Source organism: Streptosporangium roseum DSM 43021 (assembly GCF_000024865.1).
GTDB lineage: Bacteria > Actinomycetota > Actinomycetes > Streptosporangiales > Streptosporangiaceae > Streptosporangium > Streptosporangium roseum.
Genome location: NC_013595.1, coordinates 4,601,110 through 4,622,913 on the forward strand (window position 1 = coordinate 4,601,110; position 21,804 = coordinate 4,622,913).

A 21,804-nucleotide genomic window follows, 5' to 3' on the forward strand; every position below is an offset into this window, starting at 1 on the left:
TCTGGTAGAACGCGGCCATTAAGTCGAGGTCGAACACCTTCACGTCCACCTGCCCCGTGCCTCGAAGCCCGCCGCGTCATGACCCGCTCAGCCGGTGCGCGGCGCGACCGCGCACAGATAGGTCGATTCCACCAGCAGTTGCGCTGTCAACTTGACCCCGGTCAGATTCTCGGCCAGTGCGAAGACGGCCCCAGTACGAGCCGCTACGTCGTCAGTGGCGACGAGCTTCTCTGGTCCGTCGTTGTCCTCCAGATCAAACCCCGCCCGCCGCATGGCATCCACCGCTCCGTCGGGATCGCTGCCATACCGATCGGAAGCGAAGGGGGGCTCGAACGTAAGGCGTATCTCGCCGTCCTCCACGCAGCAGAAGCGCTTGACCGCGTTGACGTTGCGGAAGTGAGACACCAGCCGCGTGCCGGCCGACAACGGCTTGATGATTTCCCGGGTTACTCCCATAAAGCCGTTGGGCTCGACGACGAGGCACCAGCCTTCGACCGCCACGGCTCCGAAGAAGTGGTCACCCCAGGTGCCGTAGGGACCTGGACCACAGGAAGCGGCGCTGTTCAGATCGTCAAAGTTCATGCGAGAAGGAACGTTGTCCATCCAGTCGCCGACTTGCGTCACAACCTCCTCAGTCCGGGCATCCAGTCGCGCCACGACGTCCTCGGGACGCAAGCCCTCAACCAAGGTGAAGCAGTACGCCTCCCACAAGCTCGGAAATCCCTCATGGAACCAGACGTAGTCAGCTGCCGTCGCGATCACGTCCCCATGCTGCCAGGGCTGACCGACAGAGCGGTCATGCGCAAGGCAACTTGCTCGAATGCCGATCCGACTCCTCCAGCCGCTTCCTCAGTCCGGAAAAGCAGAGCGTGGGCAACCGACGACAAAACCGCAAAAAATGGGGTCTTTCCTGCTCGGGCGGGGCCGAGAGCCTGGGGAAGTGGCAGGGGCCGCGACCGCGGCGAGATCCGCCGGACAGGCCTTAGCCGGAGAGGCGTTCGAGGAGGGCGAACCGCTGGGCGAACGCGGACATCTCCTCGTGTTGCCGACCGGGTTCGGTGGCGGTGGCGCTCACGACGACGCGGGTCACACCTTGCGCGGCGAACGCCTCGACCTGGTCGGCGGTCATGTCGATCGGCCCCGATCGCGTGTACTCCAGAGTTCCCGGGTCACGGCCGGCTTCGACGGCGGCCGACCGGGCGATGTCCATCTGGATGGCGCGTTCGCCCGGATCGAGCGCGCCGCCAGGGAAGTAGCCGTCGCCGCGCCGGCCGGCGCGGCGTGCAGCCGCCCGGCTCGATCCACCGATGTGGATCGGCAGGCGGGTCGCCCCGTGCGGCTTTGGAAATTGGCACAGGCCGTCGAAGGTGAAGAACTCCCCGTCGAAGCTGACGCCGTCTTCACCGCCGGCCCAGAGCAGCCGCATCACGTCGATCGCCTCGTCGGCACGACGGCCGCGGGTGCTGAAGTCGACCCCCATCGCCCGGGCCTCACCAGGTAGGGAACCGAGCCCCGCGGTCAGCAACCGCATCCGCCCCTTGGACAGGACGTCGACGGTCGCCAGGCGCTTGGCGAGGACCACCGGATGGTGGTACGGCAGCAGCAGCACACCCGTCCCCAGCAGGATCCGCCGCGTAGCCGCGGCGACGAAGCTCAGGCAATCGAGCGGATCGAAGTACGGCAGCGCCGGCGGGAGCTCGAAGCGGCCGACCGTCGCACCGGGATACAGCGCGATGTGCTCGGGCACATACAGCGACTCGAAGCCGCAGTCCTCGGCGTGCTGGGCGTAGGCCACGATCTTGTCGGGGTCGATGCCGTGGTAGGGCGTGCTGTAGCTGATTCCGAACTTCAATGTCACTCCTACGGTCGCCCGGGCGATGAATGGCCGGTCGCCGGCCGGCACGGCCGGTGCCGCGGAGTCATCGCGACCCCGCCACCCGCCGACGACCCCTGCCACCCGGCTGTCATGGTCACGCTAGAACCTTGTCACCGGCGTCAAGGCAACCCGCGCCCGGCCGACGACCGTGGAGAGCGGCCGATCCGGCCGCAGCGCGCACGCTGCGGCCGGCCCGCACGGAGGGGCGGATCCGGCCGCCGGCGATCACCAAGCCCCGTGCGGGCCGCGCGGCCTGTTCCTGCTGCCGCGCCCGCCGGCCCGATCGGCGGAGGTGGGTCACGCCGTTCCGGCCGACTCCAGAACCTCCAGGTAGTGCCGGTTGTACATGACGCCCAGGATGTTCCCGAACGGGTCGGTCACGGAGGCGGTGACGAACCCCTCGCCGCGCTCAATGGGGGCCTGGTGCTCCTTGGCCCCCATGGACAGCAGCTTCTCGAAGGCCGCTGTCACGTCGTCGACATGCCAGTACACGATGGCGCCGGCCGGGCCGGCCACTGAGCCGTCGGGCGCGTAGCGGCTGTCGATCAGGCCCAGTTCGTGCTGGTAGTCGCCAAGACGGAACTCGGCATAACCCGGCCGTTCGAAGTAGGGGGCGATGCCCAGCAGTTCGGTGTACCACTGCTTCGCCGCCGCCAGATCGGCCGCCCAGAAACTGACGGTGGTGAGTCCTCGCAACATCTGTGTCCCCTTCGCAGCCGCGGATACCGGTCGGTTGCCGCTGGTGTGGTGCGTCATGGGGGAAACATTACGGGTCCTTGTGGAACCTACGGTTCCTCAATGCCTGGCAGACTTCAGGAATGTTGGAAACCTCGGTCAGGCTGCTGCGCCTGCTGTCGTTGCTGCAGGCACGGCCCGACTGGTCGGGCGCCGAACTGGCCGACCGGCTGGAGGTGACGACCAGAACCGTCCGCAACGACATCGAACGGCTGCGCATCCTGGGCTACCAGGTCCAGTCGACCACGGGGACGGCCGGCGGCTACCGGCTGGGTGCCGGCGCGGCCCTGCCGCCGCTGCTCCTCGACGACGAGGAGGCGATCGCGGTCGCTGTCAGCCTGCACGCCGCCGCCGGCGGCACCGTGACCGGCATCGAGGAGACCTCGCTGCGTGCGCTCGTCAAACTTCAGCAGATGCTGCCCTCGCGGCTGCGCCACCGGATCGAGGCGGTGGGCGCGGCCACGGTCTCGGTGGCCGGGCGCGGCCCCACCGTGAGCGCCGAGACCCTGGCCACGATCGCCGCCGCCATCCGCGATCACGAACAGCTGCGCTTCGACTACAGCGGTCACGACGGGACGGCGAGCGAGCGCGCCGCCGAACCGCACCGCCTCGTCTACACCGGGCGGCGCTGGTACCTGCTGGCCTGGGACAACGATCGCCGTGACTGGCGGACCTTCCGCGCCGACCGCATCCGCCCGCGCACCCCGAACGGTCCCCGCTTCACCCCTCGACAGCCGCCGGGCGGCGACGCCGCCGTACACGTCATGCGCGGGGTCGGCTCGAAGGCCTGGAAGCATCAGGCCCGCGTGCGGCTGCACGCCCCCGTCGAGACGCTCGCCGAGCGGCTCACCCCGGCGGCAGGTCTGCTGCAGAGCGTCGACGAGCACAGCTGCGTCCTGGAGACCGGCGGCGACTCCCTGCACGAACTGGCGGCCTTTCTGGGCAGTCTCGACGTCGCCTTCACCGTCATCGAACCCCCCGCGCTCCGCAATCTCCTGCGCGCTCTCGCCGACCGCTACGGAGCCGCGACCCGATAACGGCTGAGCCGTCTCCCGGCCCCGGCGCCCGCCGTCTCCCGGCCCCGGCGCCCGCCGTCTCCCGGCCCCGGCGCCCGCCGTCTCCCGGCCCCGGCCCCGGCGCCTGCCGTCTCCGGGGCCGGGAGTTCGGTGTCCCCGTTGGCGGCCTCCCCGCCGGCCGTCGAGCCCGGGCAGGGGAGGGGCGCCGGTCTCCTGTGCCTGGTCATGACGCATGCCGGCAATGCGCCTGGTCACGACGTGTACCGACAACTAAAGCAGTCTTGACAATAAAAATCATCGGTGAGATCGTTGGCACATGTGATCGGGGACCCGGTCACGGCCGATCAGCTGTCATGCGAAAGGGCGCGGCGATGACTCCGAAGCTCGCGACACCTGGCGCCGAGGCGGCCGTCGCGCCCTCCGAGACGACCGCGCGGCCCCGAAGGGCGCTTGCCGGCCTGCGGCACCGCCGTGGCCCGCGCGGTGATGCCCGCCCGGGGCCGGGCTCGGCGGCGGTGGCCCTCGCTGACGGCAGCGCACTCCCAGCATCGAATGTCCGACGACCCGCACGAACGGAAGACCGATTCATGAGCACCGTAGTCTCGAAAGACGGCACCACCCTCGCGTTCGACCGGATCGGTGAAGGGCCGGCGGTCATCCTGGTCGACGGTGCGCTCTGCCACCGGTCCTCCGGACCGAACGGACCGCTGGCCGCGCTGCTGGCGGAGCGGTTCACCGTGTACACCTACGACCGCAGGGGCCGTGGCGACAGCGGTGACACCGCTCCCTACGCTGTCGAGCGTGAGGTCGAGGACATCGAAGCCCTCATCGCGGAGGCCGGTGGATCGGCGTTCGTGTACGGCATCTCCTCCGGTGCGGCCCTCGCGCTCGAGGCGGCCGAGCGCGGTCTGGCCATCAGCAAGCTCGCTCTGTACGAGGCGCCGTTCATCGTCGACGACAGCCGCCCTCCCGTGCCGCAGGACTACCGGGCCCAGATCTCCGATCTGCTCGCGGCCGGCCGGCGGGGCGACACCGTCAAGTACTTCATGCGGAGAGCTGTCGGCCTCCCCGCCGTCGTCGTGGCCATGATGCGGTTCATGCCGGCCTGGGCGGGGCTCACGGCCGTCGCGCACACCCTCGCCTACGACGCCGCCGTCATGGCCGGCACCCAGTCCGGGAAATCCCTGCCTGCCGGCCGGTGGGCCTCCGTCACGATGCCCACGCTTGTGGCGGCCGGCGGGAAGAGCCCCGGGTGGATGCACAGCGCGATGGCGGCCGTCGCCGACGCCCTCCCCGACGCCCGGCGCCACACCCTGAAAGGCCAGACTCACATCGTCAAGCCGCAGGCCCTCGCCCCGGTGCTGATCGACTTCTTCGCCGGCTCCGGGTGGTTCTCCGCGCAGGGGCCGGACCGGATCCCGGCGGCGGGCCTCCCGGGAGCCGGTGGGCAGCAGGTTTCCGGCGGGCGGCCCCGGTAGCCCCCGTCCTCCCGCTCCCGCCCCTCGGGCGATCTCGGGGTGCCGGGCCGGCGGGTGCGTAGGCTGGCCTCGTGACGGAGACGCGGGCCACGGGATACGACGGCCTGTCGTCCCGCCTCGTCCCGGAGGCCGAGCTGAGGCGATTCCTGCTGGACTGCTTCGGGATCGCCGGGCACGAGCTGCTCGTCGGCCACGCCGACCGGGTCGCCGAGGACCTGCGGGACGTCCCGCAGGACGTGGTGTTCGCCGCCTTCTGCACCTACCGGCAGGCCCGCGGCCACTTTGCAATGGCCTTCGACGTCGGCGTCGAGGGACGTCTCGCCGACAGGGTGGACCGCCGGGAGTTCGCCGAGAGGTTCGCCGCGCGCTTCGGTGCATACGTGCTGTACGGCGACACCGAACCGCCGGGACTGTGGACCGTGATCCTGGCGGACGGCGGCCGTCTCCTCGCCGCGATGGAGGAGGAGGACGGCCGGTCCGTGCTCTACGCGGCCACGGCGCCGGTGCCGGGCCTACCCGAGGTCCGTGTGGACGAAGGACTCCGGCGGATCCGATGAGTCTCCCGGCTTCCCGGACCGGTCACCGCCCGCCCATCCCTGCCGCGCCGTACGGCCTGGCGGGGAGGCTCAGCGCGGGAGCCGGACGCCCATCGCGGAGGCGAGCCACGGACGCATCACCGGCAGGACGTGAGCGGCCTGCATGGCCTGGGTGTGGTCAAGCCCATCCAGGACGCGTGCGTCCCAGCCGAGAGCGTCGAGCTCCGCGCGCCGGCTCACGATCGGGCCCGCCATGCTCACGTGCACATCGCCCCAGCGCTCGCCGTACTCTATTTCGTCCGCCGAGCCCACGAAGCAGAGGCGGGGGCAGCTGATCCGCGCCTGGGCGGCCAGGTCGTCGAACCCCTGCAGCGCCTGGTAAAGCGTGAGGAACTGCCGGGTCTGCGCCTCCGACATGGAAACCTCCACCGACGACCAGTCGGGTTCCTCCGAGGTCTCCGAGGTCTGCGGGGTCGTAGGGGGACTCTGAGGTGAGACGGCCATCTCATGGGTGGCCGTGGTCACGCGCAGCATCTCCGCGTACGGCCCGCCGATCGGCGGGAAGCCCCCCATGACGAGCGCCGAGAGCCGGTCGGTCCTGATCGCGAGCTGGAGCCCGCTCAGCGCCAGCCAGGAGTATCCGTAATAGGCGAACCGGTCGGCCCCCACCGCGTCGGCCACGGCGAGCAGGTCTGCGGCGACGTTGGCGGGCGTCAGGGTGTCTGGTTTGGGCGCGCCCAGGACATGACCTTCGTAGTCGAAGGCGACCACCTGGAACGCGTCACTGAGGCCTTCGATGAGGGAACGGCCCAGGGCCGGGTCGGCGCCCCACTTCCGCATCGCCTCGGCCTGCGGTCCCTCTACCGGGCGCGGGTTGACCGGGAGCAGCACGGTGGGGCCGGCGCCGTGGACCTCCACTTCGACAGTGCTCCCGTCATGCAATTTCGCCTTGGTCACTGAAGTCATCTCCAATTTCGATCCGCCACGATGGCGGACAACTCCTTAGGCCGTAAAGTATGGCCTCCTGCAACAATAATTTATAGCGTAAGGAGTTGTGTCAAGTGGACCTTGCCGGGAGGGGAGTGCGGGCAGGCCGGCGGCCCGCCCGCAGCCGCAGGGCGCGTCCGCGCGTCACGGAAAGCCGCGGATGGGTCCGGGGGAGGGGATCACGCCCCGGCTCTGCCCACGGCCGCCTCGATCCCGTCCAGCAGGACGGCGAGCCCGGCCTCGAAGGTCTTCCTCGCCTCCCGCTCCAGGTAGGGGACGCTCGCGTCCTCGGGTGAGGACGCCGCCTCGCCCTCAAGCCAGGCCACCATCGGGAAGCGCTCGGCGAAGTCGGGTGCGACCTCCCCCAGCAGGGCCGAGCGGGCCTGCCACCACTGCTCGTCGGACACCCCGGTCGCCGCCGCGGCCTGCCGCGACTCCGCGACCGTCTGCGCCGCCCCGCGCACGAAGGAGAACAGCGTCCCGACGATGCGCCGCAGCGTGCCGGGCCCTAGGCCGGTCTCGCGCAGGACGCCCACCACCGTGTCGAGCATGACGTACTCGTTGGGCCCCAGCACGGGCCGTGCCTGCGACACCTGCAGCACCCACGGATGCCGCAGGTAGAACGCCCAGGTGTCCTCGGCCCAGGCCGTCGCGCCGGCCCGCCAGCCCGCCGGTGGGCCGTAGCCGGCGGGCAGCTCGGCCAGGACCCGGTCGTGCATCAGGTCGACCAGCTCGCTCTTGCTGGGGACGTAGGTGTACAGGGCCATGGCCGTGCGCCCGAGCCGCTCGCCCACCGCGCGCATGGAGAGCGCCGCCATCCCCTCCGTGTCGGCGACGGCGATCGCCGCATCCACGATCACGTCCACGCTCAGCCCCGGCTTGGGTCCCGGCCGCGCGTCCCCCGGCCCCCCGGTACGCCACAGCAGGGCCATCGAACGGCGCGCATCGCCCTGTCCGGCAAAGACGACCACCTGCAACTCCTTATGATATAAACTAACCTTGCCGAGCGATCTCTTTATTACATAAGGATATCAGCGGGCGGGTGGCCCGGGCCACCGGCCCGGCGGCGGTCCGACCGTGCGGACTCCGGGGCTGCCCCGCTGCCCCGCTGCGCGGACTCCGGTCGAACTGCGAACTGCGAACTGCGAACTGCGAACCGCGACCGGTCGGCCGCCGATCCGTGTCACCGGGCCGTGCCCGCCACATGACGGAGCGGCTGTCCGTCCGGTTCCCCGTGAAGGCGTGGCGCCCACCATGGCGGGCATATAGTTGACACTGACTAGAAACTATTGAATAGTTGAAATCGACTAAAGAGGTGAGGTGTCGCGGACAAGCGAGGTGAGACGCCGATCCGCCGGGGCCGGCGGCGCTCGCCGCACTGCCGATGGAGCCGATGCACCCGTACGGGCCCATGGGAGCCGACACACCCGTGCGGGACTCATCGAGTCGCCCAAGCAGCCGGACCACATCCGGGCACGGCAGGAGACATCCGGGAGCCAGACATGGCAGCAGTCAAGACAGCACTGGTCATCGGCGGCGGAATCGCCGGGCCGGTCACGGCACTGGCGTTACGCGCGGCGGGCATCGAGGCGACCGTCTACGAGGCGTACGCGATCACCGCCGACGGCGTCGGCGGCCAGCTCACGATCGCTCCGAACGGCCTCGCCGCGCTGGGCATCGTCGGCGCGGACGAGGTCGTGCGGGCCATCGGCCTGCCGATGGTCCGCACCATCATGACCGACGGCAGCGGCAAGCGGATGGGGGAGTTCCCCGGCCTGGCCGGCCTGCCCCCCAGCCGGGCCCTGTGGCGCGCGGACCTCTACCGCGCCCTGCACGACCACGCCCTGGCCCAGGGCGTGTGGACCGAGTACGGCAAGCGGCTGGTCGGGGTGGAGGAGTCGCCGACCGGCATCACCGCGCGCTTCGCCGACGGCACCACCGCCACCGGGGACGTGCTCGTCGGTGCCGACGGCATCCGCTCCACGGTCCGCGACCTGATCGACCCGGCCGCGCCCGGTCCGGATCACGTCCCCCTGCTGAACTTCGGCGCCGTGGCCGACGTCACGGTGCCGGCCAGGCGTGCCGCCACTTACTTCTCCTTCGGGAAGAAGGCGTTCCTCGGTTACTGGTCGCAGCCCGACGGCACCACCGCGTGGTTCGGCAACGTCCCGCACAAGGAGCCGATGTCGATCGCCCAGGCCCGTCAGACGCCGGCGGCCGAGTGGCTCAAGCGGCTGCGGGAGATCTTCGCCGACGACGTGCCCGGCCGGGAGCTGCTCCAGCGCACCAGTGTCGACCAGCTGGTCGTGCTGGGGTCGCTGGAGATCATGCCGAAGGTGCCGCACTGGTATCGCGACCGGATGGTGCTGGTGGGCGACTCGGTGCACGCGCCCTCCTCCAGTTCGGGGCAGGGGGCGTCGCTGGCGATGGAGAGCGCGATCCAGCTGGCGCGCTGCCTGCGGGACCTGCCCGATGTGGCGAGCGCGTTCGCCGCCTATGAGGGGCTGCGCCGGGAGCGGGTGGAGAAGGTGGCCTGGCGGGCGTCCAAGACCAACAACAGCAAGGCGCTGGGGCCGGTGGCGATCGCGATGATGGGGTTGATGATGCCGCTGGCGATGAAGACCTTCCTCAATCCGGAGAAGACGCTGGGGGCCGAGCAGCGTTACCGGATCGACTGGCAGGCGCCGGTCACGGCGAGTCTCTCGCGCCCGGCGGGCAGCCGTGGATAGGCCCGCGCCGCCCTCCTCACAGAGGGGAGCGGCGCGAGGTGGCGCGGCCGGAGCCGGGGGGTCAAGATCGGCGCGGTGGCCCCGGCCGTACCGCCGCCGGGCGCTTTCCTGTCATTTCTCCTTCTCCTGCCTGAACTGCTCTTCGAGCTTCAGGAAGAGGCGGCGTTCCCGGTAGGGCAGGTGCTTGTGGGAGGTGATCCGCTCCGGGTGCGGTGGCCGGCCGGGTGCCCGCTCCGGCTCGTGACGCGCCGGCCGCGTGGAGAGCTTGGCGGCCTCCGCCCGCAGGGCGGCCAGGACCTCGGGGTTTGGCCACGAGGCCGCTCCGAGATACATCAGACCTGTTCCGAGGTAGCTCAGACCTCTCCTGAGGCGGCGTGTCATCCGCCGCAGAGCCCCTCTCTCCGGGGTGTTCTCGCGCATACGGGCCTCCGGTGATCGATCCCGCGTCCGAGCCTGGCCGCGACACCTCTCGGGCCGCTCGAGAACCGCTGGACTCCGCCTCCAGCCGGGCCGTACGGACCGTTCCGGAAAACACGGAAAGTATGGAACGAGAGGGAGCGGTTCAGAAGAGCAGGGTGACGGCGATGCTGTTGGCGGCGAGCGCCACCATCGCGAGCGCGGTGCGCAGCAGGTGCCAGCGCCGCCACAGCGGGCGCGGATCCTGCCAGCCGGGCGGGATGGCGTCGGGATCGGTGCGGTGCACCCGCTTGTTGATCGGCACGTTGCGCAGGTGGGAGACCACCGAGACCCCCGCCAGACATACGGCCGCGCCGATGATCAGTGAGCGGGCCGCCGGCGCGGACGCCTGTACGGCGAGCACGATGTCCAGCAGCGTCGTGCCCAGCACGATGATCGGCATGGTGGGATCCCAGTTCCTGCCCAGCAGCGTGTGCGTGTAGACATAGCGGTCCGGCGACATCGCGGCCAGGGCCGGTACCGTGCTGAGAGCCACCGCGAACAGCACGCCGGCCACCGTTCCGCTGCCGAGCAGGGCCAGCACGCTGAGCACATGCATCATCGTGATCACCTCCAGACCGCATCGGCGATCAGGTCTGCCTGAGCCGGGTCCGGGACGCACGGGAACAGGATCAGTTCGTCGCAGCCCGCGGCCCGGTAACCGGCGGCGAACTCCTGGAGCAGCCGCGCGTCGGTGAGCACGCCGCGCACGGCCATCTCGGCCTTCCAGCCGATGAAGGAGTAGTAGTCGAGCAGGTAGCGCTCGGCCTGCTCGCGCGCGCCCGGCCCCAGCGCCACATAGGCGATCGCCACCAGGCGTGGCCGGTCGGCGCGCCCTGCGGCGCGCCAGGCCGTGCGGACGCGCTCGGCCAGTTCGCCGTAGCCCGCGGCCGAGCTGCCTCCGGCGATCCAGCCGTCGCCGAAAGCGGCGGCACGGCGCATGGCCGCGGGGGAGTGGCCGCCGACGAGCAGTGGCGGGCCGTCCTTCGCCCAGCGCGGGCCGGGGACCGGACCGGCGGCCGTCCCGTCCCAGGAGCGCCGCAGCTCGCCGAGCAGGTCGTCGAGCCGGTGCCCCCGCCCTGCGTACGGCGTCCCGCATGCCTCGTAGTCGTCCGGCCGGCCGCCGGCCGCGACGCCGACCACGAGCCGGCCGTCGGAGAGCCGGTCCAGGCTCGCCAGCTGCTTGGCCAGCAGCGCCCTGTCGCCCCGGTACGCGGCGATCAGGATGGTCGTGGCCAGCCGGATCCGGCTCGTCGCGCCGGCCGCGGCAGCGAGCGCGATCAGGGACTCGTAACCGTCGTACATCAGCCGGTCGAGCACGCCGAGGGAGGAGAACCCGAGTTCCTCGGCGCGCTGGGCCCAGACGAGGATGTCCCGGCCGGCGATCCCGGGGATCATCGTCGGTAGCCCGATCCCAACCTCCATGCCACCCTCCATGTCTCAGCCCGGCTGGGCGTCCTGGCCGGCTCGCACCGGCGGTTCGGCCGTCACGGCTGTGCCCTCACCGCTCCACCGGATGGGTGTCCACCGAGAGCTGGGAGACGCAGCGCATGACCGCGTCGCGGAAGTAGGCTCCGAACGCCCCCGGTGTGGATGTGTCACGCTGCTCGGCGAGGTAGGGCGCGAGCTTCTCCTCGATCAGGTGCACGCCCCGCTGTCCCGCCATGTGCGCGGCCACGGCCCTGAAGTCGCCCTCGTAGTGGATCACGCGCACCATCACGTCGTCCTTGATGAAGACGGCCGTGCCGAGCAGGCGGCCTGCCTGCTCGCCCTCCTCGTCGCGCATGACAGGGGTGTTCACCCGCTGGAATCCGGCGAAGATCTCCGCGATCTCGTCCTCGAACCCGAGCTTGACCCGGTAGGTGATGGCAGCAAAGGGCATCAGATGCCTCCGTCCACGTTGAGAGTGACACCGGTGATGTACCGGGACACGTCGCTGGCCAGGAACAGCACGGCCGCGGCCACGTCGGCGCTGGTGCCCAGGCGGCCGAGCGCGGTCACGGCGCGGATGAGGTCGGCGACCGGGGGCGGCGGCCCGCCTCCGGGTTCGGTCACGATCACGCCGGGCGCCACCGTGTTGACCCGGATGCCGCGGCCTCCGAGCTCCCTGGCCAGTGACCGGCTCAGCCCGATGAGAGCTGTCTTGGAGGCGCCGTAGTGCGCGCTCTCCGGCCGCCCGCGCATGCCGGCCGAAGCTCCGATGTTGACGATCGAGCCGTTGTCGGCCAGTAACCCGAGCGCGGCCTGGGTCACCAGGAAGCAACTGGTCAGGTTCGTCTCGATGACCCGGTGCCATTTCTCCCCGGTGAGCTCCCCGAACGGCGACCGGCCGTCGACGCCGACGTTGTTGACGACCACGTCGAGCCCGCCGAGAGCCTCCCGGCAGGCGTCCGCGAGCGCGGCCACGCCGGCGGTGTCGGTGACGTCGGCCTGCACCACGCGGTGGCCGTCGCCCAGTCCCTTCAGCTCACGGGCGAGGTCGTCGGCCGCGTCGCCCGGGCTGCGGTTGCAGGCCACGACGCAGGCCCCGGCCCGGGCGAACGCGAGCACGGTCTCCCGGCCTATCCCGTGAGTGCCACCGGTGACGAGGACACGTTTGCCGGCCAGTCCAAGATCCACGATTAACCTCCGTCAGGCAGATACCTGACGAAGATGGTCCGGGTCACTCGCGACGGGCTGGAGTCCCGCTCGGCCGGCAGGCGGGCGGCCCGGCCGCCGGTGTCTTCCGCTGTGGTGGGGTGGGGTCGCCGGTCATCGGGGACCCGCCCCGGTGCCGGTCATCGGGGATCCGTTCCGGTGCCGGTCATCGCGTAGACCACCTGCATCGTGGTCATCGTTCCGCCTGAGCGGAACGGATGCAGTCTGGTGCGGTGGGCCAGGTGGCCCTGGCTGTGTTCGAACTCCCGGAAGCGCTGCTCGTCGGCCCAGTCGCTGACGATGTAGTAGACCCCTTCTTCTTCCTGGCTCCTGGCCAGCCACTGGCCCAGGTTGGCCGGATGGTCGGTGACCGCCTGGCCGACCTGGAACCAGGTCTGTTCGAACTCCTGCTCCATCCCGGAGTGGATCTGCATCCGCAGCAGCACCCGGAACACCGACGACCCGGACGACGCCTCAGACGACGACCCGGACACCGACCCGGACATCGACCCGGACACCGACGACGCGGATGATGCCTCGGGTAGCGGTTGCGACCTGGACGGCGACTCGGGTGGCGCCTCGGACGGCGGCTGCGACCCGGGCGGCGACGTAGGCGGTGAGGTGGATGATGCCTCGGACTCCGGCGATGATGCGGATGCCTCGGGTGGTGGTGTGGGCTGTGTCTCGGTCGGTGTCTCGGGCTGTGTCTTGGTTGGTGGTGTCGGTTGTGGTGTGGGCATGGTGGTTCCTCCCTCGGACTGCCGGGCCCGGCGGATGAAGCGTGTGCCGTCCAGCGGGTGGTCGTGGTGTGGGCCGTCACCGTCAAGCAGACCCCGCTGTGCTGGTCGATCGCTGGCAGCTCGCTGGCCCCGCGGCTCTCTACCGGCCACCTGCCGACGGCCCACTCAAGCCACCCTCGAGCCGTCCCCGCACCACCGGTGGGAGTCTTCTGCGGCGGGTCGCGGACCGCGGCGCGCATCCCCATCGACCGGCCGCATGCCCTGACGACGCATCATCTGGAGGTCCTCCGATGACGACCACACGGAAAGCCCGCCGGCGGCGCCGGCCGCTGCCCGCTCCGGGTCACCGGCGGTCGCGATGACCGGCACCAAGATCGCGCTCGTCAGCGGTGGCTCGCGCGGCATCGGCCGCGCGATCGTGCTGAGGCTGGCACAGGACGGGTTCGACGTCAGCTTCTGCTACCGCAGCGCCGAAGGACCGGCCGCGCAGCTCGTCAAGGAGGCCCGGCAGTTCGGTGGACGGATGCTCCCGGTGCGGGCCGATGTGACCCGCGGCGAGGAGATGCGCGCCTGGGTCGCCCGCGCCGAGGAGGAGCTCGGCCCCATCGACGCGGTCGTGACGTCGGCCGGCATCACCAGGGACGGGCCGCTCGTGCTCACCGAGGAGGCCGACTGGGACGAGGTGATGCGCACCAACCTCGGGGGCGTCTACCATCTGTGCCGCGCCGCGGTGTTCGGCATGATGAAGCGCCGGTCGGGCTGCATCATCACGATCTCCTCGGTGTCGGGGATCTACGGCAACGCGGCGCAGACCACCTACTCGGCGTCCAAAGCCGGCATCATCGGCTTCACCCGCGCGCTGGCGAAGGAGGTCGGCGGCCGCGGGGTGCGGGCCAACGTGGTCGCGCCGGGACTCATCGACACCGACATGACCGACAAGCTCAGCGAGCGGGCCAGGCAGCGGCTGACGGAGGCGACAGCCCTGGGGCGGTTCGGCCGCCCGGAGGAGGTGGCCGAGCTCGTCGCCTTCCTGGCCTCCGACCGTGCCGCGTACATGACCGGCAGCGTCGTCGAGATCCACGGCGGGATCGCGATCTGAATGCGCGCCACGACATGAACGTCTCCGTTGACAAGCGCCCGCCCGCATGGGACGTGATCGTCGTCGGGGCGGGGGTGGGCGGCTTGGTGTGCGCCGCCTACCTCGCCGCGAGCGGCCGCCGGGTCCTCGTCGTCGAACAGCACGACGTGGCCGGGGGCAACGGCCACGCCTTCCGCCGCAGGTCCTACCGGTTCGACGTCGGCGTGCACTACCTGGGGGACTGCGGGCCGGACGGCATCCTGCCCGCCATCCTCAACGGCCTCGGCCTCCGTGACCGCGTCCGCTTCCTCGAGATGGACCGGGACGGCTTCGACCGGATCGTCACGCCGAGCCTGACGGTCGACGTCCCGGCCGGATGGTCGCGCTACCGCCGGCGGCTCGTCGCCGCCCTGCCCCGGGAGGCGGACGGGATAACGCGGTTCACCGGCATCTGCGAGGGCGTCGCCGACGCCGGCCGGCGGAGCCTGCTGGCGCAGGGCCTGGACGGCGTCACCGAGCGACGGCGGGAGCTCCGCTGGGCCCGGCGCTCGCTCGCCGAACTCTTCGACCACTGCGGGCTCTCCGCCGTCGCCCGCACGGTGCTCGCCGCGCAGTCCGGCAACTACGGCGCGGCGCCGCGTGACGTCTCCGTCGCGACGCACGCGGCCGTCACCGACCACTACCTGAGAGGGGCCTACCGCCTGGCCGGTGGCGGGCAGACGCTGATCGCGTCGCTGGTGGAGGTGCTGGAGGCGTACGGCGGTGAGCTGTGGACGCGTTGCACGGCCCGGCGCATCTCGCTCGACGACGGCGGCGTCCGAGGCGTCGAACTGGCCGACGGACGCCGGATCGCCGCGCCGGTCGTCGTCTCCAACGCCGACTACCGCCGCACGATCCTCGAACTGTGCGACGACGACGCGGGTTTCCCGCCGAAGCTCCTCGCCCGGGCGAGCGCCTCGACGATGCGCCTGCCGTGGGCTGTCCTGTACGTCGCTCTCGACGTCGCCAGGCCGTACACCCCCGACGCCAACGTCTGGTGGTTCCCCGGCGAGGACATCGAGCGGAGCTACGCGCGCCTGCACGAGGGCGACCGCGACGAGCTGCCGTTCGTGTTCGTCTCCTTCGCCGCCGAGGACGGCCGGTCCCATCCGGCCGGGCACAGCAGCCTTCAGGTGATGACCGTGTGCCCGCCCGGCCACGGGCGGTGGGGGATGCCGGGCGGCCCCGCCGACGGCGTCCGCTACCGGCGTGATCCCGCCTATCTGGCGGCGAAGCGAGGGCTGACCGAGGCGATGCTGACGGCCGCGGAGAAGGCGGTCGGACCGCTGCGCGACCACATCGTGCACCTGGAGGCGGCGACGCCGCTGACCCAGGAGAGATACACCCTCAGCAGCGGCGGGACCCCGTACGGGCTGAACAGCTGGGGGGCGCCGGGCCGCCGGCCCGACAGGCGCCCCGGCGTCGGCACCAGCGTGCCCGGCCTGTACGTGGTCGGCCAGAGTACGCACTTCGGCAGCGGGATCACCGGTGTGGCGGTCAGCGGGATCATGTGCGCGTCGCGGATCACCGGCCGCCCGCTGCTGCCGGAGGTCCACGCGGGCGCGACGCTCGGCGATCCGTCGCTGCTGCCCGCCCGCCCGGCCGGCTGGGATCCGCCGGCGGTCTCACGCGGCCGGGGCGGGCGCGGGGCCCGTGGCCGCCCGCGCCTGCCGGAGGCCGGCTGATTTCAGCGGACGGTGGAGCGCAGCTCGGCGACGACGGCGGCGTCCTTGTCGCCGTCACCGGCGAGGACCGCCTCGGTGAACCGGTCGGCCGCGCCCGCCGTGACAGGCAGCTCAAGGCCGTGCAGGGCGGCCTCGCCCACCGCGAGGCGCAGGTCCTTCTCCATCAGGGCACTGCGGAACGCCGGGGGTTCGTAGTGGCGGGTCCGCATCAGCTCCGCCCGGAACGCCAGCGTCGGCGAGCTGAACCCGCTCTTGGTGACGGCGGTGAGAAGGAGGTCCCGGTCGAGCCCGGCACTGTCGGCCAGCAGCACCGCCTCGGCCAGTGCGGCGATCTGGTTGCCGAGGATCAGGTTGAAGGACAGTTTCAGCACGCACGCCGAGCCTGCCGGGCCGACGTGCAGCACGTCCTGGCCGAGTGCCTCCAGGACGTCATGTGCCCCGGCGGCGTCCTCACGCCGTCCGGCCGTGAAGATCCGCAGCTTGCCCGCACGCGCCATGGCGGGGTTTCCGAGCACGCAGGCCTCCACGCGCCGGGCGCCGGTCCGGGCCAGCCGCTCGGTCGCGTCCGCGGAGTAGGCGGGTGAGACGGTCGAAGTGTCCACGACGAGCGCGCCGGGACGCAGCCGCCCGGCCAGCTCGCCGAAGAGGACCTCTTCGACCGCTGCCTGGTCGCTGAGGCTGAGGATGACGATCCGCGCGCCGTGGGCGGCCTCGGCGCCCGAGGCGGCGACGCGCGCTCCCGCCTCGGCGAGGGGCGCGGCCTTGGCCGCGGTGCGGTTGTGCACCACGAGAGGGAATCCGGCGCCACGCAGGCACAGTGCCATGCCGGCGCCCATCCCGCCGAGTCCGACGAACGCCAGCTCGTTGTCGCTGCTCACCACGGTCACCCTTCGACGATGACGGTCCGTTGGCGCTGATGTGCCTGCCGTTACCCTGTGGCCCCGCACTCGAGCTGCGCTCGGAGCGCGGTGTAGGGCGCGCCCGGGTGACCTCGCGGCCGCGCCGGCGGCCGGTTTCCGCCGGGACGGCGCCGCGCCCCGAGGCCCGTGACGCGTCCGCCCGGCCGCCGGCGGCCTCCTTCTCCCACGGCCGCCCACCGGCGTGTCCGGCGGGCATCCGGCCCGCCGCCGGGGGCCCGCGCTCCCTGGGAGCAGGCTCGACGGCTGTTTCGAGCCGGATTCGACCGGAACCAGACACAACGGCATCAGCATGGCGGCACCGAACGAGAGGAGTTCCGGGGTGCATCGGACATTGATCGTCGCCCGGATGGAACCGGCCGAGGCAGACAACGTGGCGCAGATATTCGCGGACTCGGACGCCAGCGACCTGCCCCGGATGGTCGGAGTGTCACGGCGCACGCTCTTCCGCTTCCACGACCTCTACTTCCACCTGGTGGAGGCGGACGAGGACATCACGCCGAACCTCTACAAAGCACGCAGTCACCCGCTCTACGACGAGATCAACCAGCGGCTGTCCAAGCACATCCGGCCGTATGACCCGAACTGGCGGGAGCCCAAGGACGCGATGGCCAGCCCCTTCTACATCTGGGAGGCAGACGGTGAGTGAGCAAGTGGACCAGCTGTCCGCGCCGGCGAAGGTCGCCGCGTGCGACGTCGTGCCGAACCGGCGCCGCGGTGGTGACATCCGGGTGGTCCTCAGCCCGAAGACCGTCGCCTCGACCTCCGGTTTCATGGGCACGCTGACTCTCGCGCCCGGCGAGTACGTGGCCGAGCACTACCACCCCTACTCGGAGGAGTTCCTCTACGTGGTGCGTGGCCGGCTCACCGCCCGGATCGAGGGCGCGCAGACCATCGAGCTGGCGGCCGGTGAGGGGCTGATGGTCCCCAAGGGGCTGCGGCACCGGGTCTGGAACGACGGCGACGAGGAGACCCACGCGGTCTTCCACCTGAGCCCGCTGGCGCCGCGGCCCGACCTGGGCCACGTCGACACCGAGCCGCTGCCGCAGTCGGGGATCGCCGAACCCGTACCCGACGTGGGAGGGCCGCGCTGATGGTCAACGACAGGCGCGTCGTCATCACCGGGATCGGCGTGACGGCGCCGGGCGGCATCGGGACCAAGGCGTTCTGGGAGCTGCTCACGGCCGGCCGTACCGCCACCCGTAACATCACGCTGTTCGACGCGTCCGGGTTCCGCTCCCGCATCGGGGCGGAGTGCGACTTCGATCCCGCCGCGGAGGGCCTGAGCCCGCAGGAGATCCGGCGGATGGACCGGGCCGCGCAGTTCGGCGTCGTGTGCGCCAGGGAGGCCCTGGCCGACAGCGGCCTGGAGGAGGGCGCGGTCCCGCCGGAGCGGATCGGCGTCAGCATCGGCAGCGCCGTGGGCTGCACGATGGGCCTTGAGCAGGAGTACGTCGTGCTGAGCGACGGCGGCCGGCGCTGGCTCGTCGACCCCGCCTACGCGGTGCAGCACCTGTACGGCTACATGGTGCCGAGCACGATGGCGTGCGAGGTCGCGTGGGCGGCGGGGGCCGAGGGGCCGGTGTCGCTGATCTCCACCGGGTGCACGGCGGGGCTGGACGCGGTCGGCAACGGCTGCCAGCTGATCTGGACGGGCCGGGCCGACGTCGTGATCGCCGGAGCCACCGACGCGCCGCTCTCGCCGATCACGTCGGCGTGCTTCGACGCGATCAAGGCGACCTCGCCGAACAACGACGACCCGGCACATGCCTCCCGGCCGTTCGACGCCGATCGGGACGGGTTCGTGCTCGGAGAGGGCGCCGCCGTCTTCGTGCTGGAGGAGCGGGAGGCCGCGCGCCGGCGCGGAGCGCACATCTACGCGGAGATCGTCGGGTTCGCCGGCCGCAGCAACGCCTACCACATGACCGGTCTCAAGCCCGACGGGCGCGAGATGGCCGAGGCGATCCGCCAGGCCATGCACCTGGGGCGCGTGGACGCCGCGGACATCGACTACATCAACGCGCACGGTTCGGGCACCAAGCAGAACGACAGGCACGAGACCGCGGCCTTCAAGCGCGCGCTCGGCCAGCGTGCCTACGAGGTGCCGGTCAGCTCCATCAAGTCGATGATCGGGCACTCGCTCGGGGCCATCGGGGCGATCGAGGTGGCCGCCTGCGCGCTGGCCATCGAGCACCAGGTGGTGCCGCCGACGGCGAACCTGCACACCCGCGATCCCGAGTGCGACCTGGACTACGTGCCGCTGACCGCGCGTGAGCACCCGATCGACTCCGTGCTCAGCGTCGGCAGCGGGTTCGGCGGCTTCCAGACCGCCATGGTCATCGTGCGGGACCGGGCGGCATGAGCAGACGGGCTGTCATCACCGGGATCGGGGTCACCGCGCCGAACGGGCTCGGGACCGAGGCGTACTGGGCGGCCACGCTCGAAGGGCGCAGCGGCATCGGGCCGATCAGCCGGTTCGACCCCGCCGGCTACCCGGTCCGCGTGGCCGGGGAGGTGAGCGACTTCACCGCCGCCGAGCACGTGCCCAGCCGTCTCATCCCGCAGACCGACAACTGGACCCACCTCGGACTGGCCGCGGCCGCCTGGGCCCTGGACGACGCGGGCGCCGATCCGGCGGCGTTCCCCGAGTACGAGATGGCGGTGGTGACCGCCAGCTCCTCCGGGGGGACGGAGTTCGGGCAGCGGGAGATCGAACGGCTGTGGTCCAAGGGGCCCTCGTGGGTCGGCGCCTACCAGTCGATCGCCTGGTTCTACGCCGCGACCACCGGGCAGATCTCCATCCGCCACGGGATGCGCGGCTCGTGCGGGGTCGTCTGCGCCGAACAGGCGGGGGCCCTGGACGCGGCCGGGCAGGCGCGCCAGCTGATCCGGACCGGGACCCGGCTGGTGGTCACCGGCGGCACCGACGCGTCGCTGTGCCCCTACGGCCTGACCGCGCAGCACAGCACCGGCAGGCTCAGCCAGGGCGACGACCCAGGCCGGGCCTACCTGCCCTTCGACGTCGGCGCGGCCGGTTACGTGCCCGGCGAGGGCGGCGCGATGCTGGTCGTGGAGAACGCGGCCGACGCGCATGCCCGATCCGCGCCGGTCATCTACGGGGAGATCGCCGGTTACGCCGCGACCTTCGACCCGCGACCGGGATCCGGCCGCGAGCCGGGACTGCGCCGGGCGATGGAGCTGGCGCTGGCCGACGCCGGCCTCGCCGCCGGCGGGGTCGACGTGGTCTTCGCGGACGCGGCCGGGGTGCCGGAACTCGACCTGCAGGAGGCCACCGCGATCCGCGCGGTCTTCGGCCCGGACGGGGTGCCGGTCACCGCGCCCAAGACGATGACCGGCCGGCTCTACGCCGGCGGCGCGGCGCTCGACCTGGCCGGCGCGCTGCTGGCCATCCGCGACGGTGTCATCCCGCCCACGGCGGGCGTCACCGAGCTGGCGCCGGGATGCGACATCGACCTGGTCCGCGGCGCGGCACGCGAGGCGCGGGTCGGCACCGCCATGGTCGTCGCCCGCGGCTACGGCGGATTCAACGCGGCAATCGTCGTAACGAAGACCGACTGACGGAGTAACCGATGGCACAGCCTGGCTCATTCACCCTCGACGACCTGAAAGAGGTCATGCGCGCCTGCGCCGGGGTCACCGACTCCGTGGACCTCGACAGCGATATCGCCGACATCACGTTCACGGATCTCGGATACGACTCGCTCGCGGTTCTGGAGATGGCGGCGAAGCTCCAGAACCACCTGGGCGTCGTGATCCCCGACGACGTGGCGGAGCAGCTGCCCACGCCGCGGGCGTTGGCCGAGTACGTAAACGTCCGGCTGGCGGCCTGAGAGCAGGGGCCGGACCAGCGTCGCGCAGCGGCCGCGGAGGCCAGACAAGGAAAGAACCTCATGGCAGGACACACAGACAACGCGATCGTCATCAAGGCGCCCATGGAGCTGGTCTGGGACATGACCAACGACGTCGCGTCGTGGCCCCAGCTGTTCAGCGAGTACGCCACCGCGGAGATCCTCGAACGCGGCGGCGACACGGTCACCTTCCGCCTCACCATGCATCCCGACGAGGAGGGCAGAGTGTGGAGCTGGGTCTCGGAGCGGACCGCCGACCCGGTGAAGCGCGAGGTGCGCGCGCACCGGATCGAGACCGGCCCCTTCGAGTTCATGAACATCTACTGGGAGTACCGCGAGGTCGAGGACGGCGTGCGGATGCGCTGGGTGCAGGACTTCCACATGAAGCCGCAGGCACCGGCGGACGACGACGGGATGACCGAGCACCTCAACCGCAACACCGCGATCCAGATGGACCGGATCAAGGGGCTGGTCGAGGCGGCCGCGGCGGCGTTCGCCGGACCGGGCCGGCGGGCAGTGGAATGATCCGGGCGCTCGTCCCGCTGGCACTCCTCGCGAACGGCATCGCGGCGGGCGTCATGCTCGGCAACGCGATAGGGCTGGCGGCGCACGCCCTCCGGCTGCCGTACGCGGGGTACGTCGATCTGATCAAGTTCATGTGGCCGCGCTACGACCCGTTCCTGCCCATCACGAACGTGCTGGGGTTCGGGCTGGACGTCGCCATCGCGGTGACGGTCCACGGCGAGCGGGGCACCACCGGCGCCTCCGGCCTGTTCGGGCTGGCCGCGGCGCTGCTCGCCGTACTCATGGCGATCTCGCTGCTCAAGAACGTTCCGATCAACAAGTACGTGACCGCGCTCGATCCGGCCAGCCCGCCGGACGACTGGCCCGAGCGCGATCCACGCGCCAGCTGGAAGAACTGGAACAACGTGCGGGTGGTGCTCTCCATGGCCGCGCTGATCGCCAATCTGGCGGGAGCGGCAGTCCTCCTTTAGCCGCCTTCGGCGGCCGATCCAGAAACGTCAC

At 71.3% G+C, this 21,804-nt stretch carries 25 protein-coding genes; 13 read left to right on the forward strand and 12 right to left on the reverse strand.

Annotation, left to right across the window (positions count from 1 at the left end; translation table 11 throughout):
* Window positions 1-87 precede the first annotated feature (87 nt).
* From SROS_RS20045 to SROS_RS20055, 3 genes are all read right to left on the reverse strand, one after another.
* On the reverse strand, window positions 88-762 hold the full coding sequence (locus SROS_RS20045; RefSeq protein WP_012890776.1) for a DUF6461 domain-containing protein: 675 nt from the start codon (window positions 760-762) through the stop codon (window positions 88-90).
* Between the two features lie 220 nt (window positions 763-982).
* Window positions 983-1,852, reverse strand: a complete 870-nt coding sequence (locus tag SROS_RS20050; protein ID WP_012890777.1) for a TIGR03619 family F420-dependent LLM class oxidoreductase — start codon at window positions 1,850-1,852, stop codon at window positions 983-985.
* Window positions 1,853-2,173: 321 nt separating this feature from the next.
* The gene (locus SROS_RS20055) at window positions 2,174-2,575 is read right to left on the reverse strand and encodes a VOC family protein (RefSeq protein WP_012890778.1); all 402 of its coding nucleotides are present in this window, start codon (window positions 2,573-2,575) and stop codon (window positions 2,174-2,176) included.
* Between the two features lie 119 nt (window positions 2,576-2,694).
* On the opposite strand from SROS_RS20055, the gene SROS_RS20060 reads away from it, so the two are divergent.
* The 3 genes from SROS_RS20060 to SROS_RS20070 all read left to right on the forward strand — a co-directional run bounded on the left by SROS_RS20060 (window position 2,695) and on the right by SROS_RS20070 (window position 5,662).
* The gene (locus tag SROS_RS20060) at window positions 2,695-3,648 is read left to right on the forward strand and encodes a helix-turn-helix transcriptional regulator (RefSeq protein ID WP_012890779.1); all 954 of its coding nucleotides are present in this window, start codon (window positions 2,695-2,697) and stop codon (window positions 3,646-3,648) included.
* 566 nt (window positions 3,649-4,214) lie between these two features.
* On the forward strand, window positions 4,215-5,105 hold the full coding sequence (locus SROS_RS20065; protein WP_012890780.1) for an alpha/beta fold hydrolase: 891 nt from the start codon (window positions 4,215-4,217) through the stop codon (window positions 5,103-5,105).
* A gap of 71 nt (window positions 5,106-5,176) precedes the next feature.
* Window positions 5,177-5,662, forward strand: a complete 486-nt coding sequence (locus SROS_RS20070; protein WP_012890781.1) for a hypothetical protein — start codon at window positions 5,177-5,179, stop codon at window positions 5,660-5,662.
* Window positions 5,663-5,731: 69 nt separating this feature from the next.
* Here the strand turns inward: SROS_RS20070 and SROS_RS20075 are convergent, their stop codons facing one another.
* On the reverse strand, window positions 5,732-6,607 hold the full coding sequence (locus SROS_RS20075) for an alpha/beta fold hydrolase (protein ID WP_012890782.1): 876 nt from the start codon (window positions 6,605-6,607) through the stop codon (window positions 5,732-5,734).
* A 200-nt stretch (window positions 6,608-6,807) separates the two neighbouring features.
* Window positions 6,808-7,599: a TetR/AcrR family transcriptional regulator gene (locus SROS_RS20080; protein ID WP_012890783.1), complete on the reverse strand. Its 792-nt coding sequence runs from the start codon at window positions 7,597-7,599 to the stop codon at window positions 6,808-6,810.
* Window positions 7,600-8,130: 531 nt separating this feature from the next.
* On the opposite strand from SROS_RS20080, the gene SROS_RS20085 reads away from it, so the two are divergent.
* Window positions 8,131-9,357 carry an FAD-dependent oxidoreductase gene (locus SROS_RS20085; RefSeq protein WP_012890784.1) on the forward strand — a complete coding sequence of 409 codons (1,227 nt, stop codon included), beginning with the start codon at window positions 8,131-8,133 and terminating at the stop codon, window positions 9,355-9,357.
* Between the two features lie 111 nt (window positions 9,358-9,468).
* Here the strand turns inward: SROS_RS20085 and SROS_RS20090 are convergent, their stop codons facing one another.
* The 6 genes from SROS_RS20090 to SROS_RS20115 form a co-directional block, all read right to left on the reverse strand.
* The gene (locus SROS_RS20090; protein ID WP_043652420.1) at window positions 9,469-9,690 is read right to left on the reverse strand and encodes a hypothetical protein; all 222 of its coding nucleotides are present in this window, start codon (window positions 9,688-9,690) and stop codon (window positions 9,469-9,471) included.
* Window positions 9,691-9,919: 229 nt separating this feature from the next.
* Complete coding sequence (locus SROS_RS20095) at window positions 9,920-10,375, reverse strand: anthrone oxygenase family protein (protein ID WP_012890786.1); 456 nt, start codon at window positions 10,373-10,375, stop codon at window positions 9,920-9,922.
* Between the two features lie 5 nt (window positions 10,376-10,380).
* Window positions 10,381-11,238, reverse strand: coding sequence for an LLM class flavin-dependent oxidoreductase (locus tag SROS_RS20100; protein ID WP_012890787.1), 858 nt, complete (start codon window positions 11,236-11,238; stop codon window positions 10,381-10,383).
* Between the two features lie 76 nt (window positions 11,239-11,314).
* Complete coding sequence (locus SROS_RS20105) at window positions 11,315-11,695, reverse strand: SchA/CurD-like domain-containing protein (RefSeq protein ID WP_012890788.1); 381 nt, start codon at window positions 11,693-11,695, stop codon at window positions 11,315-11,317.
* The gene (locus SROS_RS20110; protein WP_012890789.1) at window positions 11,695-12,432 is read right to left on the reverse strand and encodes an SDR family NAD(P)-dependent oxidoreductase; all 738 of its coding nucleotides are present in this window, start codon (window positions 12,430-12,432) and stop codon (window positions 11,695-11,697) included. The genes SROS_RS20105 and SROS_RS20110 overlap by 1 nt, the downstream gene beginning before the upstream one ends.
* 158 nt (window positions 12,433-12,590) lie before the next feature.
* Window positions 12,591-12,956, reverse strand: a complete 366-nt coding sequence (locus SROS_RS20115; protein WP_012890790.1) for an antibiotic biosynthesis monooxygenase family protein — start codon at window positions 12,954-12,956, stop codon at window positions 12,591-12,593.
* 592 nt (window positions 12,957-13,548) lie between these two features.
* Here SROS_RS20115 and fabG point away from each other — a divergent pair.
* Both fabG and SROS_RS20125 read left to right on the forward strand, forming a co-directional pair.
* Window positions 13,549-14,289: a 3-oxoacyl-ACP reductase FabG gene (fabG, locus tag SROS_RS20120; protein WP_012890791.1), complete on the forward strand. Its 741-nt coding sequence runs from the start codon at window positions 13,549-13,551 to the stop codon at window positions 14,287-14,289.
* Window positions 14,290-14,303: 14 nt separating this feature from the next.
* Entirely contained in the window at window positions 14,304-15,992 is a 1,689-nt protein-coding gene (locus SROS_RS20125; protein ID WP_012890792.1) for a phytoene desaturase family protein, read from the forward strand.
* A 2-nt stretch (window positions 15,993-15,994) separates the two neighbouring features.
* On the opposite strand, the gene SROS_RS20130 is transcribed toward SROS_RS20125, so the two are convergent.
* Window positions 15,995-16,870 (reverse strand): NAD(P)-dependent oxidoreductase, encoded by an 876-nt coding sequence (locus SROS_RS20130; RefSeq protein ID WP_245564680.1) that lies wholly within the window; start codon window positions 16,868-16,870, stop codon window positions 15,995-15,997.
* 361 nt (window positions 16,871-17,231) lie between these two features.
* On the opposite strand from SROS_RS20130, the gene SROS_RS20135 reads away from it, so the two are divergent.
* From SROS_RS20135 to SROS_RS20165, 7 genes are read left to right on the forward strand one after another with little or no spacing between them, the layout of a single operon-like run.
* Window positions 17,232-17,558 carry a TcmI family type II polyketide cyclase gene (locus SROS_RS20135; protein ID WP_012890794.1) on the forward strand — a complete coding sequence of 109 codons (327 nt, stop codon included), beginning with the start codon at window positions 17,232-17,234 and terminating at the stop codon, window positions 17,556-17,558.
* A complete protein-coding gene (locus SROS_RS20140) occupies window positions 17,551-18,003 on the forward strand; it encodes a cupin domain-containing protein (RefSeq protein WP_012890795.1) in 453 nt (150 codons plus the stop codon). The genes SROS_RS20135 and SROS_RS20140 overlap by 8 nt, the downstream gene beginning before the upstream one ends.
* Complete coding sequence (locus SROS_RS20145) at window positions 18,003-19,271, forward strand: beta-ketoacyl-[acyl-carrier-protein] synthase family protein (RefSeq protein ID WP_012890796.1); 1,269 nt, start codon at window positions 18,003-18,005, stop codon at window positions 19,269-19,271. The genes SROS_RS20140 and SROS_RS20145 overlap by 1 nt, the downstream gene beginning before the upstream one ends.
* The gene (locus SROS_RS20150) at window positions 19,268-20,488 is read left to right on the forward strand and encodes a ketosynthase chain-length factor (RefSeq protein WP_012890797.1); all 1,221 of its coding nucleotides are present in this window, start codon (window positions 19,268-19,270) and stop codon (window positions 20,486-20,488) included. The genes SROS_RS20145 and SROS_RS20150 overlap by 4 nt, the downstream gene beginning before the upstream one ends.
* A gap of 11 nt (window positions 20,489-20,499) precedes the next feature.
* The gene (locus SROS_RS20155) at window positions 20,500-20,760 is read left to right on the forward strand and encodes an acyl carrier protein (RefSeq protein ID WP_012890798.1); all 261 of its coding nucleotides are present in this window, start codon (window positions 20,500-20,502) and stop codon (window positions 20,758-20,760) included.
* Window positions 20,761-20,820: 60 nt separating this feature from the next.
* Window positions 20,821-21,303, forward strand: coding sequence for an SRPBCC family protein (locus tag SROS_RS20160; RefSeq protein WP_012890799.1), 483 nt, complete (start codon window positions 20,821-20,823; stop codon window positions 21,301-21,303).
* The gene (locus tag SROS_RS20165; RefSeq protein ID WP_012890800.1) at window positions 21,300-21,773 is read left to right on the forward strand and encodes an anthrone oxygenase family protein; all 474 of its coding nucleotides are present in this window, start codon (window positions 21,300-21,302) and stop codon (window positions 21,771-21,773) included. Before SROS_RS20160 ends, SROS_RS20165 begins: the two co-directional genes overlap by 4 nt.
* Window positions 21,774-21,804 lie beyond the last annotated feature (31 nt).

What these genes read in the sequence shown, in the direction of transcription:
- SROS_RS20055 (WP_012890778.1), bottom strand. Translation starts at nt 2,575, where the DNA reads ATGTTGCGAGGACTCACCACCGTCAGTTTCTGGGCGGCCGATCTGGCG.
- SROS_RS20145 (WP_012890796.1), top strand. Translation starts at nt 18,003, where the DNA reads ATGGTCAACGACAGGCGCGTCGTCATCACCGGGATCGGCGTGACGGCG.
- SROS_RS20060 (WP_012890779.1), top strand. Translation starts at nt 2,695, where the DNA reads ATGTTGGAAACCTCGGTCAGGCTGCTGCGCCTGCTGTCGTTGCTGCAG.
- SROS_RS20085 (WP_012890784.1), top strand. Translation starts at nt 8,131, where the DNA reads ATGGCAGCAGTCAAGACAGCACTGGTCATCGGCGGCGGAATCGCCGGG.
- SROS_RS20160 (WP_012890799.1), top strand. Translation starts at nt 20,821, where the DNA reads ATGGCAGGACACACAGACAACGCGATCGTCATCAAGGCGCCCATGGAG.
- SROS_RS20155 (WP_012890798.1), top strand. Translation starts at nt 20,500, where the DNA reads ATGGCACAGCCTGGCTCATTCACCCTCGACGACCTGAAAGAGGTCATG.
- SROS_RS20100 (WP_012890787.1), bottom strand. Translation starts at nt 11,238, where the DNA reads ATGGAGGTTGGGATCGGGCTACCGACGATGATCCCCGGGATCGCCGGC.
- SROS_RS20115 (WP_012890790.1), bottom strand. Translation starts at nt 12,956, where the DNA reads ATGTCCGGGTCGGTGTCCGGGTCGTCGTCTGAGGCGTCGTCCGGGTCG.
- SROS_RS20095 (WP_012890786.1), bottom strand. Translation starts at nt 10,375, where the DNA reads ATGATGCATGTGCTCAGCGTGCTGGCCCTGCTCGGCAGCGGAACGGTG.
- SROS_RS20090 (WP_043652420.1), bottom strand. Translation starts at nt 9,690, where the DNA reads ATGTATCTCGGAGCGGCCTCGTGGCCAAACCCCGAGGTCCTGGCCGCC.
- SROS_RS20075 (WP_012890782.1), bottom strand. Translation starts at nt 6,607, where the DNA reads ATGACTTCAGTGACCAAGGCGAAATTGCATGACGGGAGCACTGTCGAA.
- SROS_RS20105 (WP_012890788.1), bottom strand. Translation starts at nt 11,695, where the DNA reads ATGCCCTTTGCTGCCATCACCTACCGGGTCAAGCTCGGGTTCGAGGAC.
- SROS_RS20125 (WP_012890792.1), top strand. Translation starts at nt 14,304, where the DNA reads ATGAACGTCTCCGTTGACAAGCGCCCGCCCGCATGGGACGTGATCGTC.
- fabG (WP_012890791.1), top strand. Translation starts at nt 13,549, where the DNA reads ATGACCGGCACCAAGATCGCGCTCGTCAGCGGTGGCTCGCGCGGCATC.
- SROS_RS20165 (WP_012890800.1), top strand. Translation starts at nt 21,300, where the DNA reads ATGATCCGGGCGCTCGTCCCGCTGGCACTCCTCGCGAACGGCATCGCG.
- SROS_RS20065 (WP_012890780.1), top strand. Translation starts at nt 4,215, where the DNA reads ATGAGCACCGTAGTCTCGAAAGACGGCACCACCCTCGCGTTCGACCGG.
- SROS_RS20150 (WP_012890797.1), top strand. Translation starts at nt 19,268, where the DNA reads ATGAGCAGACGGGCTGTCATCACCGGGATCGGGGTCACCGCGCCGAAC.